The organism is Azorhizobium oxalatiphilum (assembly GCF_014635325.1).
Taxonomy (GTDB): Bacteria; Pseudomonadota; Alphaproteobacteria; order Rhizobiales; family Xanthobacteraceae; genus Azorhizobium; species Azorhizobium oxalatiphilum.
Genome location: NZ_BMCT01000002.1, coordinates 622,630 through 636,690, shown reverse-complemented (window position 1 = coordinate 636,690; position 14,061 = coordinate 622,630). Strand labels below are relative to the sequence as shown.

General features: G+C 63.7%; 15 protein-coding genes. 4 read left to right on the top strand and 11 right to left on the bottom strand.

Going from position 1 to position 14,061, the window contains the following annotated elements; translation table 11 throughout:
* Positions 1-9: 9 nt before the first annotated feature.
* The 6 genes from IEW24_RS11395 to IEW24_RS11370 all read right to left on the bottom strand — a co-directional run bounded on the left by IEW24_RS11395 (position 10) and on the right by IEW24_RS11370 (position 5,710).
* A complete protein-coding gene (locus tag IEW24_RS11395) occupies positions 10-882 on the bottom strand; it encodes an ABC transporter permease (RefSeq protein ID WP_188578517.1) in 873 nt (290 codons plus the stop codon).
* Positions 879-1,973 (bottom strand): ABC transporter ATP-binding protein, encoded by a 1,095-nt coding sequence (locus IEW24_RS11390; RefSeq protein WP_188578515.1) that lies wholly within the window; start codon positions 1,971-1,973, stop codon positions 879-881. The genes IEW24_RS11395 and IEW24_RS11390 overlap by 4 nt, the downstream gene beginning before the upstream one ends.
* Before the next feature lie 14 nt (positions 1,974-1,987).
* Positions 1,988-3,031: an ABC transporter substrate-binding protein gene (locus tag IEW24_RS11385; protein ID WP_188578513.1), complete on the bottom strand. Its 1,044-nt coding sequence runs from the start codon at positions 3,029-3,031 to the stop codon at positions 1,988-1,990.
* A 119-nt stretch (positions 3,032-3,150) separates the two neighbouring features.
* On the bottom strand, positions 3,151-3,819 hold the full coding sequence (locus IEW24_RS11380; protein WP_188578511.1) for an RraA family protein: 669 nt from the start codon (positions 3,817-3,819) through the stop codon (positions 3,151-3,153).
* 14 nt (positions 3,820-3,833) lie between these two features.
* On the bottom strand, positions 3,834-4,640 hold the full coding sequence (locus IEW24_RS11375) for a carbon-nitrogen hydrolase family protein (protein ID WP_188578509.1): 807 nt from the start codon (positions 4,638-4,640) through the stop codon (positions 3,834-3,836).
* A 119-nt stretch (positions 4,641-4,759) separates the two neighbouring features.
* Positions 4,760-5,710, bottom strand: a complete 951-nt coding sequence (locus IEW24_RS11370) for a LysR family transcriptional regulator (RefSeq protein WP_188578507.1) — start codon at positions 5,708-5,710, stop codon at positions 4,760-4,762.
* 213 nt (positions 5,711-5,923) lie between these two features.
* Here IEW24_RS11370 and IEW24_RS11365 point away from each other — a divergent pair, with 213 nt between their 5' ends.
* Complete coding sequence (locus IEW24_RS11365; RefSeq protein WP_188578505.1) at positions 5,924-6,616, top strand: alpha/beta hydrolase; 693 nt, start codon at positions 5,924-5,926, stop codon at positions 6,614-6,616.
* Between the two features lie 36 nt (positions 6,617-6,652).
* Here the strand turns inward: IEW24_RS11365 and IEW24_RS11360 are convergent, their stop codons facing one another.
* Complete coding sequence (locus IEW24_RS11360; RefSeq protein ID WP_188578502.1) at positions 6,653-7,075, bottom strand: OsmC family protein; 423 nt, start codon at positions 7,073-7,075, stop codon at positions 6,653-6,655.
* 277 nt (positions 7,076-7,352) lie between these two features.
* Here IEW24_RS11360 and IEW24_RS11355 point away from each other — a divergent pair, with 277 nt between their 5' ends.
* Positions 7,353-8,459, top strand: a complete 1,107-nt coding sequence (locus IEW24_RS11355) for a linear amide C-N hydrolase (RefSeq protein WP_188578500.1) — start codon at positions 7,353-7,355, stop codon at positions 8,457-8,459.
* On the opposite strand, the gene IEW24_RS11350 is transcribed toward IEW24_RS11355, so the two are convergent.
* Entirely contained in the window at positions 8,460-9,263 is an 804-nt protein-coding gene (locus tag IEW24_RS11350; protein WP_188578498.1) for an enoyl-CoA hydratase, read from the bottom strand.
* A 9-nt stretch (positions 9,264-9,272) separates the two neighbouring features.
* Complete coding sequence (locus IEW24_RS11345) at positions 9,273-10,886, bottom strand: acyl-CoA synthetase (protein ID WP_188578496.1); 1,614 nt, start codon at positions 10,884-10,886, stop codon at positions 9,273-9,275.
* Positions 10,887-11,384: 498 nt separating this feature from the next.
* On the opposite strand from IEW24_RS11345, the gene IEW24_RS11340 reads away from it, so the two are divergent.
* Positions 11,385-11,987 (top strand): LexA family transcriptional regulator, encoded by a 603-nt coding sequence (locus tag IEW24_RS11340; RefSeq protein WP_188578494.1) that lies wholly within the window; start codon positions 11,385-11,387, stop codon positions 11,985-11,987.
* A 42-nt stretch (positions 11,988-12,029) separates the two neighbouring features.
* Here the strand turns inward: IEW24_RS11340 and IEW24_RS11335 are convergent, their stop codons facing one another.
* Both IEW24_RS11335 and IEW24_RS11330 read right to left on the bottom strand, forming a co-directional pair.
* Positions 12,030-12,698, bottom strand: a complete 669-nt coding sequence (locus tag IEW24_RS11335) for a hypothetical protein (protein ID WP_188578492.1) — start codon at positions 12,696-12,698, stop codon at positions 12,030-12,032.
* Positions 12,699-12,900: 202 nt separating this feature from the next.
* Positions 12,901-13,140, bottom strand: a complete 240-nt coding sequence (locus IEW24_RS11330; protein ID WP_188578854.1) for a helix-turn-helix domain-containing protein — start codon at positions 13,138-13,140, stop codon at positions 12,901-12,903.
* 304 nt (positions 13,141-13,444) lie between these two features.
* Between IEW24_RS11330 and IEW24_RS11325 the strand changes: the two genes are divergently transcribed.
* On the top strand, positions 13,445-14,005 hold the full coding sequence (locus tag IEW24_RS11325) for a hypothetical protein (RefSeq protein WP_188578491.1): 561 nt from the start codon (positions 13,445-13,447) through the stop codon (positions 14,003-14,005).
* Positions 14,006-14,061: the final 56 nt, after the last annotated feature.

Sequence of the window (14,061 nt, the reverse complement as noted above, 5' to 3'; positions counted from 1 at the left end):
CGGCTCCTTTCAGGCGATGCGGCGCAAAGCGCGGGTGTAGAGGGCGAGGGCGAAGCCGAACAGCACCAGGATGATGATCGAGAGCGCGGCCGCCATGGGCCAGTTCAGTGTCACGATGGCCTGGTCGTAAATCTCGGTGGCGAGCAGGAACACCCGACCGCCGCCGAGCAGCTTCGGCGTCACGAAGGAGGAGATGGCGAGCACGAAGCAGAGCAGGCAGCCCAGCGCCATGCCCGGCGCGGTGAGCGGCACCACCACGCGCCAGAAGGTCTTCCACGGCGTCGCGCCAAGCGTCAGCGCCGCTTCCTCGAAGCGCGGATCCAGACGGCCGAAGCCGGAGAGCAGCGCGAGGATCATGTAGGGCATCAGGATCTCGGTGAGACCTATGATGACACCCGTGAGATTGAACATCAGGCGCGGCGGCGTGATGCCCAGTGCGAGCAGCGCATTGGCGATCAGGCCCTGATCGGACAGGATGGCAATCCAGCCATAGGTGCGCACCACGGCCGAGGTGAGCAGCGGCGCAATCACCAGCACCAGCAGCACTGTGCGCCACAGCCCCGAGCAGCGGTGGAGATAGAGCGCGATGGGGTAGGAGCAGACCAGCGTCAGCACGGTGATGAACAGGCTGACCCCGATGCTGCCTGTGATGAGATCCAGCGTGAAGCTGTCGCTCAGCACGTTGATCCAGGTGGTGAGCCCGCTGGTCTCCAGCAGCGCGCCGCTCGCCTCGGAGTCCCGGAACGACATGCGCAGCAGGTTCACCACCGGCCACAGGAAGCCGATCGCATTGATCACGGCAATGGGCAGGAGCAGCAGCATGACCACTGCCGTTGGGCTCATCGGCCGCTTGCCGGCGACGGGGAGGTCGATGGCCGTCATGAGGCGGCGTAGACGTAGGTGTCCTGGGGACGCCAGGACAGGGTGACGGGGGTGCCCGGCGCGAGGACGGCCTCGCCGCCGCGGGTGGCGGCTTCGGTCTTCATGATCGTGCCGCCGGCCTCCACCTCATATTCGAGGATGTCGCCGGCGAAGGTGGCACGGGTCACGGTGCCGGGCAGGGCATGGCGCTCGCCATCCGCCTGTACGCCGTCCGTGGACAGCGAGACGCGATGCGGGCGCACCATCACCTCCACGGGACCGTTGAAACCGGGCGCGGCGACCTTGAGGCCCGCCACTTCGGCGACGCCGCCGGAGGCCTTGCCGGCGAGGCGGTTGATGCGGCCCACGAAGCCGGCCACGAAGGCTGTCTTCGGGTGCTCATAAATCTCGTGCGGCGTGCCCATCTGCTCGAGCTTGCCGTGGTTCATCACCACAACCTTGTCACAGATGGTGAGGGCTTCCATCTGGTCGTGGGTCACGAAGACGGCGGTGATGCCGAGCCGCTTCTGGATATCGCGGATTTCGTTACGCATCTCGTCGCGCAGCTTGGCGTCGAGGTTCGACAGCGGCTCGTCGAGCAGCAGAATGGAGGGCCGCACCACAAGTGCGCGGGCCAGAGCCACGCGCTGCTGCTGGCCGCCGGAGAGCTGCGCCGGGCGGTGATGTTCCTTGCCGGTAAGGCGGACCATGGCGATGGCCTCACGCACCCGCTCGGCTGCTTCCGCTTTCGGCACCTTCCGCATTTCAAGGCCGAAGGCGACGTTCTTGGCGATGTCCATATGCGGGAACAGGGCATAGGACTGGAACACCAGCCCCATGTCGCGCTGGTAGGGCGGCACGCCGGTGATGTCCCGGCCGTTCACCACGATGTGGCCGGAAGTCGAGGGTGCAAGGCCGGCAATCATGCGCAGCGACGTGGTCTTGCCGCAGCCCGAGGGGCCGAGGAAGGCGACGAGTTCTCCCTTGGGGACGTCGAGATTGAAATCGTCCACGGCGACGAAATCGCCATAGCGGCGGGTGAGGCCACGCAGGGAGAGGAAACCCTCGCCCTGCTTCAGGCCCGCCGTCTCTTCGGGTGCGGTGCGGATCATGCCGGCCTCTGTCTTCAGCGGCTCGCGGGGACGACGCGGCGGCGCCACTGCTCGCCAATGGCGTCACGCACCTTGGCCAGCGCAATCCAGTCCACCGGGATGGCCTTGTCCATGAACTTCACCGCCGTGCGGGCAAGCGCCTCGTCGGAGATCTGCGCCTTGGAATTGGTGGGAGCGTAGAACATGGTCTCGGTGAAGGACTTCTGCGCTTCCGGGCTCAGCGCGTAATTGGCGAATACCTTGGCGGCCTCGGCATTCGGGGCGTTGGCCACGAGGCTGATGGCGTTGATCTGGAACACGGTGCCCTCGGCCGGAATCGTGGCCTTCAGCTTGCCGTTGGAGGTGATGCTGTTCACCTGTGCGCGGGCATTCCAGCCGGCGCCGATCGAGGCCTGACCGGTGACGATGGGGGCGTAGACTTCCGGCTTCGGATCCCAGGTCTGAACGTTCGGTGCGATCTTGATCATCGCATCGATGCCCTTGGACACGTCCTTCAGATAGTCGGTGCCGCCATTGGCCTTGTTGAGGATCAGCACAAGAGACAGGCCCTGGATGTCCGGCACGCCGGGGATCACCACCTTGCGATCATAGGTCTTCTCGGCCATGTCCATCCAGGACTTGGGCGCTTCCTTCACCTGATCGGTGTTGTAGAGCAGCACAAGGTTGTCGAAGGTCACGCCGACGCCGGCCACGCCCTCGACGCGGGCGGCGGGATAAAGGTCCTTCGAGTTCGGGACGTTGGTCTCGTCGATCTTGGTGAACAGGCCCTCGTCGGTGCCGGCCTTGGAGACGGAAATGTCCATCATCACAACGTCAACCTGCGGGGCGGCCTTCTGGGCGCGCAGGTTGCCGAGCATGGCGGCAGCGGAAGGCAGCGGGAAGAAAGTCACCTTGATGTCCGGATGAGCCTTCATGAAGGGCTCAAGCACGGCCTTGGTGTAGCGCTCCTGAAACAGGCCGGAATAGCCCATCACGGTCAGGTTGGTCTCTGCGGCGGCAGCCTGCGTCATGAGGCCGAGGGCAAGTACAGCTGCACTGATCTGGACGGTTGTCTTCATCTTGTTCCCCGCTGGAAGGTTGTTGGGCCGGAATGCCGGCCTTCGGTCTGGATTACGGGTTCTGGCAGGGACCGGATCGCAGTCTGAGGACGGCGTCCGGCCTTATCTTCAGGGCAGGATCAGGACTTGGCGAGCTTGGCTTCCACCATGGCGCGGGCGCCGCTGATGTCGGGCAGCTTCTCGCCGGCCGCGAGGCGGGCAAGCAGCTTGATCTCGGCTTCCTGCATCTCGATGGCGCGCTTGGCGATGGCCGGGGCCTGATCGGGCTTCATCACGATGACGCCGCTCTCGTCGCAGAGCACGGCATCGCCCGGCTCGATGGTCTGGCCGCCAACGCTCACCGGCACATTCAGCGCGCCTTCGAGGCCGAGCAGCTTGGTGGTGATGGGCGAGGGGCCCCGGCACCACATGGGCATGTCCACCTTGGTGAACTCGGAGAAGTCAGTGGCCGGGCCATCCACCACGCCGGCCTTCACACCCGCCATCTTCATGGCGTTGGTGATGACACCGCCCCAGCAGGCATGCTTGTCGTCACCGCAGCGGTCGATCACCACCACGTCGCCAGGGCGCACGAGGGCGGTGAGGTAATGCAGCAGCGTGGAGTCCGCGTGCGGAATGCGCAGGGTGACGGCGGTGCCGGCCACGCGCTTGTTCGGCAGCACGGCGCGGATCTCGCGGTCCACGAAGCCGGAATGCAGGACATGCCCGATGGTGGCGACCTCGCACTTCTCAAGCTCGGTGACGAGCTCCGGTGCGATCTGCTTGGGCATTGGATTGACGATGAACATCTTTGAATACCCGCTCAGCCGATGACGTGGTGGTTCGCGACCGGCACGTTCGCGCGCGCCTTGTCGGTGTAGGCATAGTCCAGCGTGCCGGTGGCGATGCCGACGCCGTCGGAGGCCTGCGCGGTGATGTGACCCCACGGGTCGATGACCATGGAATGGCCCCAGCACCACTTCTTGCCGTCTGCGTGCGAGCCGGTCTGGCCGACTGCGAGGAACCAGGTCTGGGTCTCGATGGCGCGGGCGCGGGCCAGCACTTCCCAGTGGTCCTTGCCGGTCATGAGCGTGAAGGCGGCGGGCAGGACGATGATGTCGGCGCCCTTGTCCCGCAGCTTGCGGAACAGCTCGGGGAAGCGGATGTCGTAGCAGATGGCGCAGCCGACGGTCTTGCCGCCCAGCGAGTAGGTCACGACGTCTTCGCCACGCGAGACGGTGTCGCTCTCGCGATAGACCGTGCCGCCGGTGATCTCCACGTCGAACAGGTGGATCTTGCGGTAGCGGGCCAGTTCCTCGCCATCGGGGCCGAAGACCACGGTGGTGTTGTAGAAGGAATTGCCCTCCTTCTCCGCCACGCTGCCGGCGTGGATCGCGACTTTGAGCTTCTTCGCGAGGCCCTTCATCAGCTGATAGGATTCGCCGTCCGGAAAGGTCTCGGCCGCTTCCTGCATCTGTGCCGGCGTATCGCCGAGGAAGGCGTAATATTCCGGCAGCACCACGAGGTCGGGCTTCTCGGTGGCCACGGCCTTCTCGATCAGGGATGCGGCCGTCGCGAGGTTCGCGGCCTTGTCACCCTGGGTGTTCATCTGGACGAGGGATACCTTCACGTCGGTCCTCCTGCCTTTTGGCACTGGAAAAAGACCAGAGCGTTTCACCGCCGACAAACGCGAAATATTTGTCTCGCCTTACAAGAAATGCTTATGAGACAGGCGAAGGCATGGGGTGCCTAGATTTTGCGCAGCGCACCATCGAGTTGTCGCGATGCGGTATCACGGGTTTCTGTCGCCCGCGTCTCCCGCGACGCGACATCGGCGGCCATGCGGGAAATGATGGAGGGCAGGGTGCTGCCCGGCTGTTCGCGATAGATTGCGTGCAGGTGCAGGGGCGGCAGCGCCGCGTCCACCTCGAGCACCACCAGTTCCTCCCGGTCCACCATCTCGCGGATCACCGCCATGGGCAGGACTGCCACACCCATGCCGTCGCGCACGAGGCGGGTGATCGTGGCGAGCGAGTTGGAATTGAAAATGCGGGCCACGCTGGAATCGAGTCCTGCCGTTTCCATCAGGCGCAGCACATTCTGGTGCGGCTGGGAGCCCTTCGAATAGGCAAACAGCGGGTGGATGACGACCTCTTCAAGCGCCAGTGCACGGCCATGCAGGCCGAGGCTGGGGGACGCCACCCAGTGACAGTCGTAGCTGCAGAGTTCGATGTTGCGGAAATCCGGTGCCACCAGCGGTCCGACGATCAGCCCCAGATCCACCTGCCCCTCTTGCAACAGGCGGGCGATGTTGAGGCTCGTATCCACGGTGAGATCGATGTCCACGTCCGGATAGGCGGTCTTCACCGCCTCAAGGAACTTGGGCAGCCACGCATAGACGATGGAGTCGATGGTACCGATCATCAGCCGCCCGCGCAGGCGGTGCGTGTCGCCGATGCCGTGACGCAGTTCCTCCGCGAGGCGTACGATGGTTTCAGCCTGCGCCAGCGCCCGCTCACCCTGCGGCGTCAGGCTGACGCTGCGCAGATCACGCTCGAACAGGCGCACGCCAAGGTCGCGCTCCAGCGTGGCGATGCGGTTGGAGACAGCCGCCTGCGTGGTGCAGAGCTTTTCCGCCGCGCTCGAAAAGCTCTTGAGGCGTGCCACCCAGAGGAAGGTCTCGAGAAAGCGGATGTTCATGGGCGGCGGAAACTCGTGCGCTGCCGCCGGAGTGGCGGTGGTGGATCATGATCGCCCCCGTCCCCCCGCGCAACGCAGGGGGTGTGGATACCCGGTGGCAGTGGGTGCAGGTGCTGACCTTTGCCCGGGAATTGAGCGTCTGGAGACGGACCCTTCGCTCACCTTTTGTGCGCGATGGGTTGATCCTGCGGGCGGGAGCCGTAATCTCGTATTATGGATTCAAGGCTCGCCGGACGGCTCGACTTCACCCTGACCCCACCCACGCAGGCGCCGCTGCCGCCGGGCCAGCATCAGCTGGGCCTGTTCGAGCAGCGCGATGCCCTGCTGGTGGTGCCGGAAGGCATCAATGCGGAGCGCCCGACTCCGCTGGTGGTGCTGTTCCATGGCGGAGGAGGAAGCGCGCAGAAAATCCTGCCCATGCTGGAGCGGCATGCGCAGGCCAACGGCTTCCTGCTGCTTGTGCCGCAATCCCAGTTTCCCACCTGGGACATCGTGATCGCCGGCAACGGGCCTGATCGCGAGCGCCTCGATATCGCGCTCGCCGAGGTCGCGTCCCGCTTCACCATCGATCCCACGCACATCTGCTTCGCGGGCCATTCGGACGGCGGCAGCTATGCCATGTCGCTAGGGCTCACCAACGGGCAGTTCGTCACCCACCTCATCATCTCCTCCGCCGGCTTCATGTCCGTGCATGAGCAGGAGGGGGCGCCGCGTGTCTTCATCTCGCACGGCATCAATGACGAGCAGATCCCCATCGACCGTAGTGGCCGCACCCACTCCAACCTGCTGAAGCAGGCGGGCTATGACGTGACCTATATCGAGTACAACGGTCCCCACGCCTATCAGCCGCCCGTCGTGGCGCTGGCGGTGAATTTCTTCCTGGAAGACCTGCTCGTTCCGCAATGAACGCGCGGGCACCGGAGCGCCCGCGCGGGTAAAATCTCAGACCAGCGCAGCGTCGAGTGTGATCTCGGCCTTCAGCAGCTTGGAGACCGGGCAGCCGGCCTTCGCCTTGGCGGCCAACTCCTGGAACTTCGCGTCATCCGCGCCCGGAATGGTGGCGCGCAGGGTGAGATGCACGGCGGTGATGGCGAAGCCGTCCGCCTGCTTGTCCAGCGTCACCTCGGCGACGGTCTCCATGTGGCTGGCGGTGAGGCCTGCCTCGCCCAGGATGAGCGAGAAGGCCATGGTGAAGCAGCCCGCATGGGCCCCGCCGATCAGCTCTTCCGGATTGGTGCCGGGCTTGCCCTCGAAGCGGCTTGCGAAGCCGTAGGGGTAAGCAGACAGGGCACCGCTTTTCGTGGAAATCGCACCCTTGCCATCCTTGATGCCGCCTTCCCACACAGCCGAGCCTTGGGTCTTCATGGCAGTCTCCTGATGTTTGTGGATTGCCGCGCCGCAGGCCCGTATGGGTCGGCGGATGAGGTCGCAGCCGGGAACATAACGCGCGAAGTGCGGACCTGGCCGCATGGTCCGCTCCGCATCTTAAGCGCAACCCTGTGGCACGGTGCCGACATTGCACGGTCATGAGCTTCGGGCCAAAGTTCGTCACCGGGGCGGGGCGGTTTGGCCGGACATCTCCGGTGGCGCACGCGCGGGTGTCATGGGATACCTTGCGGCACCCTGCTACGGAGAGACGTTGATGTTGCGCACCTTGTCCCGTTCGCTCGCTCTGGCCACCGCCTGTGCCATTGCTCTGGCTTCACCGGGCGCGCAGGCCTGCACCTCCTTCATCCTGCGGGCGGCAGATGAGGGGGTGGTCTATGGGCGGACCATGGAGTTCGGCCTGCCGCTGCAGTCGCAGCTCACCGTCATTCCCCGCAAGCTCGCCATCAGCGCCACCGGGCCGGACGGCACGGCAGGCGCGGGCCTGCAATGGACATCGAAATATGGCGCAACGGGCGCTAACGCTCTCGGCCTGCCGGTGCTGGTGGATGGCATGAACGAGGCCGGGCTGGCCGGTGGCCTGCTCTATCTGCCCTCGCTGGCGGAATATCAGGAGGTGGCGCCATCCGAAGCGCGCAACTCCATCGCTTCCTTTGAGCTGCTGACCTATGCGCTCACCAATTTCGCCACCGTGGCGGAGGTGAAGGACGCGCTCGGGAAGATCAAGGTCAGCCGCGCCCCGCAGGCGGTGTTCAAGGCTGCGGTTCCCGTGCACATGACCCTGCACGACGCCACCGGTGCCAGCATCGTGGTGGAATATATCGGCGGGAAGCTCAACATCCACGACAACCCGCTGGGTGTGCTCACCAATGCCCCGTCATTCGACTGGCACATCGCCAATCTCGGCAACTACCTGCCGCTCTCGGCCTATGATCCGAAGCCGTTGCAGGTCGGTTCCCTGACCATCACGCCGCCGAGCACCGGCTCGGGCGCGCCGGGCCTGCCGGGCGACATGTCCGCGCCCGCACGCTTCGTGCGCGCCTTCCTTTACTCCCGCGCCGCACCGACCTTGCCCACGAGCACGGATGCGGTGGGCAATGCCTTCCACATTCTCAACAATTTCGACATCGCGCCGGGCATCATCCGCACCGAAGCGGGAGCTTCTACGGGCGGCGGGGTGGCCGGCATCGAGACCACGGAATGGAGCGCGGTCGCCGATACCAAGACCAAGCGTTATTATCTGCGCACCTATGCGGACAGCCAGTCGCGCATGATCGATCTCACCAAGGCCGATCTCGACGCCAAGGCCATCCGCTACATTCCCATCGACAAGCCTGGAGTGGCGCAGGATTTGAGCCGCTGATCAGCGGCCTTGCCAATCCGGCGGGCGCTTGGCGGTGAAGGCCGCGATGCCCTCCTTGAAATCGGCGCTGCCATAAACGAGGCGGATCAGATCCTCGTCCGGCGGCGCCGCCTCCAGCGCGAGCCGATTGAGCGCATCTTTGGTGGCTTGCATGGTCAGCGGCGCATGGCCGGCGAGCCGGGCGCACACCTCAGCCAGATGGCCGTCCAGCGCTTCGGAGGACACAACCTCCACGTAGCCGGCCGGCATGGCTTCGGCGACGGGCATCTCGGCCAGAAGCAGCATGCGCTTCACCATGCCGAGACCGAGTGTCGCCTGAAGACGCCGCAGATTGGAGGCGGAGAGGCCATTGCCCAGCGTGCGGGCAATGGGCACGCCGAAGCGGCTACCCGGCGTGGCGATGCGCAGATCGCAGGCATTGGCGATCGCGAAGCCGCCGCCCACCGCCCAGCCTTCCACCACGGCCAGCGTGGGCACCGGAATGGCCTCCAGCGCTGCCACACAGGCTTCCACCTTCTCCTCATAGGCCACCGCGTCATCGGCGGTGAAGGTGCGGAACTGCTCGATGTCCGTGCCTGCCACGAAGGCCCTGCCGCCGACGCCTCGGAGCACCGCCACTTTCACCTCGCCGGCCCGCACCGTGATCTCTCGGCAGGCGGCGTACAGTTCCTCATACATGCGCCAGGTCATGGCATTGCGGGCCTGCGGGCGGTCGAAGAGGATGGTGGCGATCCCGTCCGCGATGGTGAGGCGTGTGGTTCCGGTGTCCGCGGGCTGTGCGTCGGCGGCCAGTGCGTCGGTCATTGGGGCTCCTCAGCCGAGCCGACGCAGCTCGCGCCGGAGGATCTTTCCCGTCGCCGTCATGGGCAAAGCGTCGGTGAAGGAAACGTAGCGGGGATATTCATGCCCCGATAGCTTGGTGCGCACATGCTCCTGGATTTCGGACGCCAGCGCATCCGAGCCCAGGTGGCCGGGCTTCAGCACCACCCAAGCCTTCACCGCCTCCGTGCGCACAGGATCGGGCACGCCCACCACGCCCACCATCGCTACCGCCGGATGGCGCAGGATGCAGTCCTCGATCTCACCCGGGCCGATGCGATAGCCGGCAGAGGTGATGACGTCGTCGGAGCGGCTCATGTACCAGAGGTAGCCATCCTCATCCTGCCGCCCCAGATCGCCGGTGAGCAGGAAGTCGCCCGCGAACTTGTCGGCCGTGGCATCGGGATTGTTCCAGTATTCCAGCATCATCACCGGATCGCCCCGGCGGATGCCGATGTGTCCCTGCTCGCCGGTCGGAACTTCCACGCCGTCATCGTCCACGATGCGCACGTCATGGCCAGGAATGGGCTTGCCCATGGAGCCGGGGCGGATGGGGAAGAAACTGGAATTGGAGCCGACCACCAGATTGCATTCGGTCTGGCCGTAGATTTCCCGCGCTTCCACGCCGAGCCGTTCCTGCACGAAGGCGCCCAGCTCCGCCCCCAGCGTCTCGCCACCCGTGAGCAGTGAGCGCAGCACGAGGCCGCCATGCCGCACGTCCGCCTGCCTCAGCAGCTTCAGCGCGGTGGGGGGCAGGAAGACGTTGCGTACCTTGTGGGTCGCCATCAGCGCCATGGCGGCTTCGGGATCGAATTTCTTGGCCCGATGCGCAAGGACCGGGACGCCGAGATAAAGGCTGGGCATGAGCACGTCGAACAGGCCGCCGATCCACGCCCAGTCGGCGGGTGTCCAGTGCAGGTCGCCGGGCTGTGGCATGCCCTGATGGACGAACTCCACGCATGGGATGTGGCCGAGCAGGATGCGGTGGCCATGCAGAGCGCCCTTGGGGTTTCCGGTGGTACCAGAGGTGAAGATGATGATGCCGGGATCGTCCGGTCCCGTGTCCACGGGCGTGAAGCTGTCGGAGGCCTGCGCCATGGCGGCGTTGAAGGAGAGGGCGCGCCCATTGCCCTGATCAGGTCCGATGACGAAGACGTGGGTCAGATCCGGCACTTCGGCGTGGATGCGCTCCAGCTTGGCGAGACCGGCAAGGTCCGTAACCAACGCCTTGGCACGGGAATTGGCGAGGCGGAAGGAGAGGGCCTCATCGCCGAAGAGGGTGAAGAGCGGAACCGAAACCATGCCGGCCTTGAAGGCGCCGAGATGGGCGATGGCCGTCTCAGGCGCCTGCGGCAGGAACACCGCGACCCGGTCGCCCGGCAGCAGGCCGCACGCGCCCAGCACATTGGCGAAACGGTTGGTCAGTGCTTTCAGCTGATCGAACGAATAGGTAGCAAGCTTGCCGTCTTCCTCCACGATAAGCAGGGCCGGCTTGCCCGTTCCGTTCGCGTGGGCATCGACGCAGGCAACACCCATGTTGAAGCGGGCGGGAATATTCCAGCGGAAGGCGCGGACAAGGTCGGCATAGCGCGCGACGTCGGGCAGCATGGCGTTTCCTCCGGCGCCGCTTGCGGGCGCTTCTGTTCCCGCCCCGCCGGCGCGGGGGAGGGCCGTGCCCCCGAGCTTATGAGCCCGTGTCGGACATGGATAGGAAACGATCGAACGTTTTTTTAAGGTGCGGGTCAAGTGATCCCGCTCATCATGGTGAGCGAACCAAAGTTTGGCACTTCGGAGCCAAAGTTTGGAACTTCGACGTTCGAACGATCTCACAGTGACAGGCTGGCGTGCTGATCTGAGCATCTGGCTCTTCGCGCCCCTGGTACCGACGTTGTCGCGAGATGCTGTAATCCCGACCGAGATGCGAGGGACAATTGGGGTACCTCTAACGCCGTGCGTTCAGCTCCAGGAGCTTGTCACACGCCCTTCGCCACAGGATCGATTGTTCGTCATGGCTTTAGCGAGAATTGTTCGTTAATTGCCATAGCTGCCTCGAGCTTGGTATCGCCCAGCCTCTGGGCCACGACCTAATCGGCGCGAGATTTTGTGATGATTGCGTATTCTGAGGAGGAGCAGGCTAGGGCGGAGCGTTTTGGTATCGCGCTGGGAACACGCTCGTTGACCTCGGTGGGTAAGGCCGCTGGTGTGGCGACATCGACGGTGGCAGGTTACGCTAAGGGTAAGCTGCCCACGGCGGACGTCGCCCTTCGTATCGCTGACTTCCTAGGCGTTGACCTCCGCTGGTACATCAGCGGAGAGCAAAGTGCGGATTATGCGCCCGACGCCACATCGCTGCGGCTGCTCAATGGTTCCGGTCACGTGGTCGGAGTGCGCCACTTCGCCAATGACGTCCTGAACGGTGTTTGTAGCGCGCCCTCACAAGCCTTCTGCCTGGAGGTTACCGGGGCAGCAATGGCACCAACTGTCTGTTCGGCCAGCGAGGTGGTCGTTGATCCGGGTGAGGTTGAGGACGGCCATTTGTGCGTACTGTCCGTATCAGGCCGCTATTTGGTCAGGCGCATTCAACGTTTGCACGGCGGCAAGGTGCGAACGATCCACGATAATTCGACATTCATCGACGACGTGACGGAGGTTGGCGATGTGGCGATCGTGGGCCGTGTCGTACTGATCGTGTCTCGCCCTCAAGCATAAGGGCAAGACACTGGATCTCATCCACCCTATCCAATTCATCCATTAGTGAGGTCTAGGTGCCGGGTCGTCGCGTTCAAAATCCGACAGCACCCCATCTTCGATGCTGAAGCGCGGCAGGCCCATGGCCATGGCGATGGCGCAGCAGATTTCGATTTGCTTCTGTTCGATCTCGCTGAGGCGGCTGAAAACTTTCTTGGTCAAAGCCCGCTCTCCGCAGGCCTGATCGCGCAGGAATGCCAGACGGCGCCTCGCCCTTTCGACGGTATAGCCCTCGTCCATCAACTCCTGCCTCCATGGCAAGATGGATGCCGCTAGAACAGGAACCTCGATATCGTCGAACTTGAACCAGAGAAGTTCCGCTTTCTCCTCAGGGGGCAAAGGAAGCAAGTCAGTCTTCGCGAAGGCAGCGAGGAGGCCGAGCGCCTCGAAGATAGCATCCTGACGACTGGGCGTAGGTTCTGTCGATCCACAGATATCGGGAACTTCAGAAGGCAATCCCTTGAAGACAATGTCAGTGAACCATCCCTCTGGTGTTGAATAAATGTGGACGCCATCTACCTTGGATAGTCGCCACCATATTGGGAGAGGATCTGTGGTCCCTGACATTTCCTCAATCTTTGCCTCATGTGCATCCGAAAGTCGTAACTTCAGGGACTCCAGCAGCGATTTGGCACGAATGCGATTCGACATCTTCGCATGAGCATATGACATGATATCTCCCCGTCGGTTCGAAAGATGGTGTTGCTCGAACCATTGGGGGACGTCCTGCAAATCTCAACGACGCCGGCGGCTGTTGCAAAGGAGGAAAAGCAAGGTGCGATGCATCGGCCTGCCGCAGCCGGATGCGCTCCCATTAAAGTTCAGCCGAATGCGTGGGGCCGGTGCATCGAGATCTGCATCAGCAACAGACAGGTTAGTCGGCAGATTGGGCTGAACGAAGGAAGACGCCCACACCTTCATCTGTCACCGAGAATATGATCCCAGCGTTTATCAGGGTGGTCACAATGGCATCGCGTACGCGCGCTCGCGGAGAGCGAGATCCGTCCTCGAAGGAAGACAGCGTGCGCACGGCGATCTGAGCACGATCCGCCAGCAGTTGCTGATCCCAGCCCAGGAGGGCGCGGGCGGCTCGAATTTGAGCTCCGTTAACCATGTTCAAAATGAAGAGTTGCAGAAAAACTGCAACTTTGTATGAGTCATTCCGTCAAGCGGGATAGACCGCATGAGCGGCACCCTGCTTTGAGTGCAGTTGCGAGTCGAGCGCCGAGCGGGCGACGAGCGCCAATCCGCGCAACGTTCCAAATACGACTTCATCTCACCAGTCCGACTTCGGGTTTCTCGAAGCATTCGGAAACGAATCCATTCCCACGTCTGGAGTGTCACTCCAGCGCCGGCGGAGCTTTGCCATGCATTCATGTGCTGCAACCGAATCCATAAAATCCTCAGATGCCGACTGCTTGCTGTTCAAGGACAGCCTGGCTGACGCGTTGGACGCCAACCTTCTCCTCTCGCACCGCATCCGCGATTTTCGCCCTGATCGGCGAGCCGAAGAAAAGCTCGCGGCGTCTTCGGCCCCAAACGGTTCAGTCATTCGGCTCGCGAAACTAGCCGATCGGATTCTCTCAATCGTGGCAATCCCCGACGGGATGCCGGTTGCAGGAATTCGCCGTGTGCTGTCGAAGCAGTGGCGGATGACCGGCGTCCTGATTGTAACGGAGCGGTGGCTGGTTCGTCAGCCTCGTCTCGGCAACCTTATTACCCTTGTCGGAGCCTCCGACCATGAGGTCGCGCGCACGGATCGAATTCTTCTCGAGCAGCACCTCTTGGAGAATGGCGGATCCTCTCCTCTCTTTGATTGCGCAGCATACGTGCTTCGCAACGAGGATCCGATCCGAGCAGTCCTGTCCCTCGTTGCGGACAAAAAGCTGCGGATTGACCTGACCCGCCCCATTGGGCCCTCAAGCCTGGTTTCGCTGCCGACCCGTCGAAGCCGCGGACGATCTGTCATGGGGCACTGATCCCCGGAGATCCAGTCTTCTTTCAACGTGGGTGGTCCGGCTGGTCCGGCACGCTT